The organism is Microcystis sp. M49636_WE2, assembly GCF_030065375.1.
GTDB classification, from domain to species: Bacteria; Cyanobacteriota; Cyanobacteriia; order Cyanobacteriales; family Microcystaceae; genus Microcystis; species Microcystis aeruginosa_C.
Genome location: NZ_JASJFG010000713.1, coordinates 1 through 3,153, shown reverse-complemented (window position 1 = coordinate 3,153; position 3,153 = coordinate 1). Strand labels below are relative to the sequence as shown.

Below are 3,153 nucleotides of genomic sequence, written 5' to 3'. Positions count from 1 at the left end.
TACCGTCGCCATCGAGGTTAGGATTACCTGCGGTGATATTGTAGGTTAAGGGGTTGTTATCGGCATCAGTGGCGTTAATTGTGCCGACAACTGTACCGTTAGGACTGGTTTTAGAAATGCTGAAAATAGCATCATTAACCAGTAAAATAATTTTATTGCTTAAAGGGATTAATAATAGTGAATTTTTTATTAATAATTAAACCATCTTGCATATCTTCTGAATACAAAATATTTGCATCATAAAATAAAGCGCAAGCAATCACTAAACTATCCCAAAATGATAGATGGTATTGAATTATCAGATTAGATGCAGATTCAAAAATATCAAGATTAAATGAGATAACTTGATATTTGCTATAAAAGGAAACAATTAATTTAAACAGTTGTTTTTCATCAAGCTTATGCTTTTTAAGTAAATTACAAGAAACCTCATTAATTATTTGGGTACTGATAATGATGGACTTTTCTTTAATTAATTGTTTTGCCAATATTCTTTTACTTTCTTCTTTTTTATCAGTGGAAAAAGCATAAAGCTAAATATTAGACTCAACAAAACAAATATGACTTTTAAGTTCTGTCATAAATTTCTTCTCGTTTCATAAATTCTAAATTATCAACCTCTATAGGATTTGACAACAGGTATTCAATCATATCAATTTCAGTTTCACTTTTATTGAGTTGATTTTGAGCTTTAAATGCGGCCATAAGTACCTGTATCTGCTGAATTTGTTCAGGTTTAAGTTCAGTTACATTAATATTTTTAATCATGGCTACATTGGAATGATTTTTACTTTAATTATACTAATTACACGCTCTCACAATAATGATCTTCCTTTTTTAGGTCTTTGACTAAAATTATCGGTGTTTATGAAGAGTTATTATAGCCTAGCCTTTGAATTATAACAAAGAGACATAAACCCCGTGCTTGTCCCCCTCTCAGTATACTGATAGTTTATTTAACAAAATAGTCCTCAAAGTTTTTCCCAGTAAACATTTCACGATTTCATGAGCAAAAATTATCACACAAAGTCGAGAACAGCCCAATTTCTACAAACTTGATCTCCTATCGTTTTTCCATCTTCAGACAGACTTCTTTCAACAAGCTATCTACCTGTTTGTCGAAAACGGCTTTACGATATATAGCAAAACACTTACATTATGGCTCTTATGGATGTATTCACTCATTTTTCTATTATACCCTGCGAGCGGCGGGGAATTAGACCCGAAGAGATTAAAGCATATCTAAATATTTTTGGGTTAAAAGTTAAACTTCAGGCTTTCATTTAGCGCAAATGTACTAAACAACTAATTTTCCCAAAAAAATTAGTTAACACACGATTGTAACATATAATTAATTTGCAAGAGTTCTAATGTTTTTTTGGATAGAAATCATGAAATCCCCCTCTCGTTTTTTCATCGGGATCGCTGGAACCATAACGGTCGGTTTCCTCGCTACCTCGTCGGTTCAAGCTTCGCCTTTAAATTTACAATTTCTCGGTCAATCGATTGTTCCCACGGGGTTTATTCCCTCAGGCCCAGCGGGAACCGTGAACGGTGTCTCCGTTCCGGTCGGGGGATTATCGGGCATTACCTACGATCCGGCGGCTAATAACTTTTACATCATCTCGGACGATCGCTCTCAGAACGGCCCGGCGCGTTTCTACACCGCAACGATCAATCCGATGCTATTTAATGTTAATGGGACGAATAGCGGCGTTACCTTTACCGGTGTTACCCCACTTTTACAGACTAACGGGCAAACTTTCCCCGCGCTGAGTCTCGATCCAGAAGGGATCGCGCTCGTGGGTTCTAATCTGTATATTTCCTCCGAAGGGGAGGTCTCTAACAATCAGATTCTCGATCCCTTTGTCAATCGATTCGCGCTGGCCAACGGTCAACAGAACGATACTTTACCGATTCCAAACCAGTTTATCCCCGCGCCGAACCCGATTCCCACCACAAGCGGGGTTCGCAATAATCTGGCTCTAGAAAGTCTGACCACCACCCCAGATCAGCGATTCCTGTTCACGGCCTCCGAGAACGCGCTTGTGCAGGATGGGCCGGCCGCGACGCCAACGAACGGTTCTCCCTCGCGGATATTGCAGTACAATCTCGCTAATGGACAGCCGATCGCTCAATTCCTCTACAATACCGATCCAATCGCCCTTCCCCCGATTATTCCAAGCCAAGTCGATGTCAACGGACTCGTCGATTTACTGGCACTTGATAATAGTGGCCAACGCTTTCTCTCCCTAGAACGTTCTTTCTCTATAACGACGGGAACACCGGGGAATACGGGCTATACTGTGAAAATCTACGAGGTTTCCCTGGAGGGGGCCACCGATATTAGTGCCTTTCCCAGTATTAATGGGGTTTCGGGTATCGTGGCCGCCCAGAAAACCCTATTATTCGATCTGACCTCGTTAAATATCCCCATCGATAACGTGGAGGGGATTACCTTCGGCCCCGATTTACCGAACGGCAAGCGATCAATAATTCTCGTCAGCGACAATAACTTTACCCAGCTCCAATTTACTCAATTTCTCGCCTTTAGCGTGGAAACTGTACCCGAACCCTCAACCCTCGCAGGATTGCTGGTGATCGGTTGCGGTGTCATTCTAGTCAAAAAACGGGAAAGCTAAACAAAATCTGGCAACAGCATAGAGATCAGGCTATCTTTACGGTTGCCGAGCGTTTCGTCAATTGGACAATGGCTCTTCTAGGTTCTGTGTGATAAGTTTAACTTACAATATGATCGATCAATCTTTGTGTTCTTTCTGTCTTTGTGGTTCGTCTAGCCCCTCGCTAGGAGGAATGTATCTTAGAATACATTTTACCCACCAAATCCAAGAGAGCCTAATACCAAATCCGTTTTTAATAATATCATTAACTGCCAATCAAACTTTAAAAACCCAGTTATGGACTGTTGCTCCCTGTCCCAGTGCTCCCCGTTTCCACAAGGACACAAGTTACCTTGTGTCCCTTTTCAGTCTCAAAATCGGAAATTAGGCTAATCCGACTAATTTAGCGCTGTATTCCCACATTTTTGCCCCTCTTTCATCGTCGCGAGCTTGAGGAGAAACCCTTTGAACAAAGGATTTACCCTCTTTTTTCTGACGATTGCCCCAACTCCAGTAAGCACCGGATTGACGG

At 40.9% G+C, this 3,153-nt stretch carries 2 protein-coding genes and 3 pseudogenes; 1 reads left to right on the top strand and 4 read right to left on the bottom strand.

Features of this window, described 5'->3' with window-relative positions; genetic code table 11:
• Positions 1 to 152: 152 nt before the first annotated feature.
• From PX484_RS16285 to PX484_RS16275, 3 genes and pseudogenes are all read right to left on the bottom strand, one after another.
• Positions 153 to 497: pseudogene (locus tag PX484_RS16285) on the bottom strand (PIN domain-containing protein); the annotation flags it as partial.
• Positions 498 to 567: 70 nt separating this feature from the next.
• Positions 568 to 768, bottom strand: a complete 201-nt coding sequence (locus tag PX484_RS16280) for a hypothetical protein (RefSeq protein ID WP_287766772.1) — start codon at positions 766 to 768, stop codon at positions 568 to 570.
• A 298-nt stretch (positions 769 to 1,066) separates the two neighbouring features.
• Positions 1,067 to 1,185 (bottom strand): annotated as a pseudogene (locus PX484_RS16275) (IS200/IS605 family transposase); the annotation flags it as partial.
• Positions 1,186 to 1,370: 185 nt separating this feature from the next.
• Here PX484_RS16275 and PX484_RS16270 point away from each other — a divergent pair.
• Positions 1,371 to 2,642: an esterase-like activity of phytase family protein gene (locus tag PX484_RS16270; RefSeq protein ID WP_353845704.1), complete on the top strand. Its 1,272-nt coding sequence runs from the start codon at positions 1,371 to 1,373 to the stop codon at positions 2,640 to 2,642.
• 363 nt (positions 2,643 to 3,005) lie between these two features.
• On the opposite strand, the pseudogene PX484_RS16265 reads toward PX484_RS16270, so the two are convergent.
• Positions 3,006 to 3,153, bottom strand: a pseudogene (locus PX484_RS16265) (protochlorophyllide oxidoreductase); the annotation flags it as partial.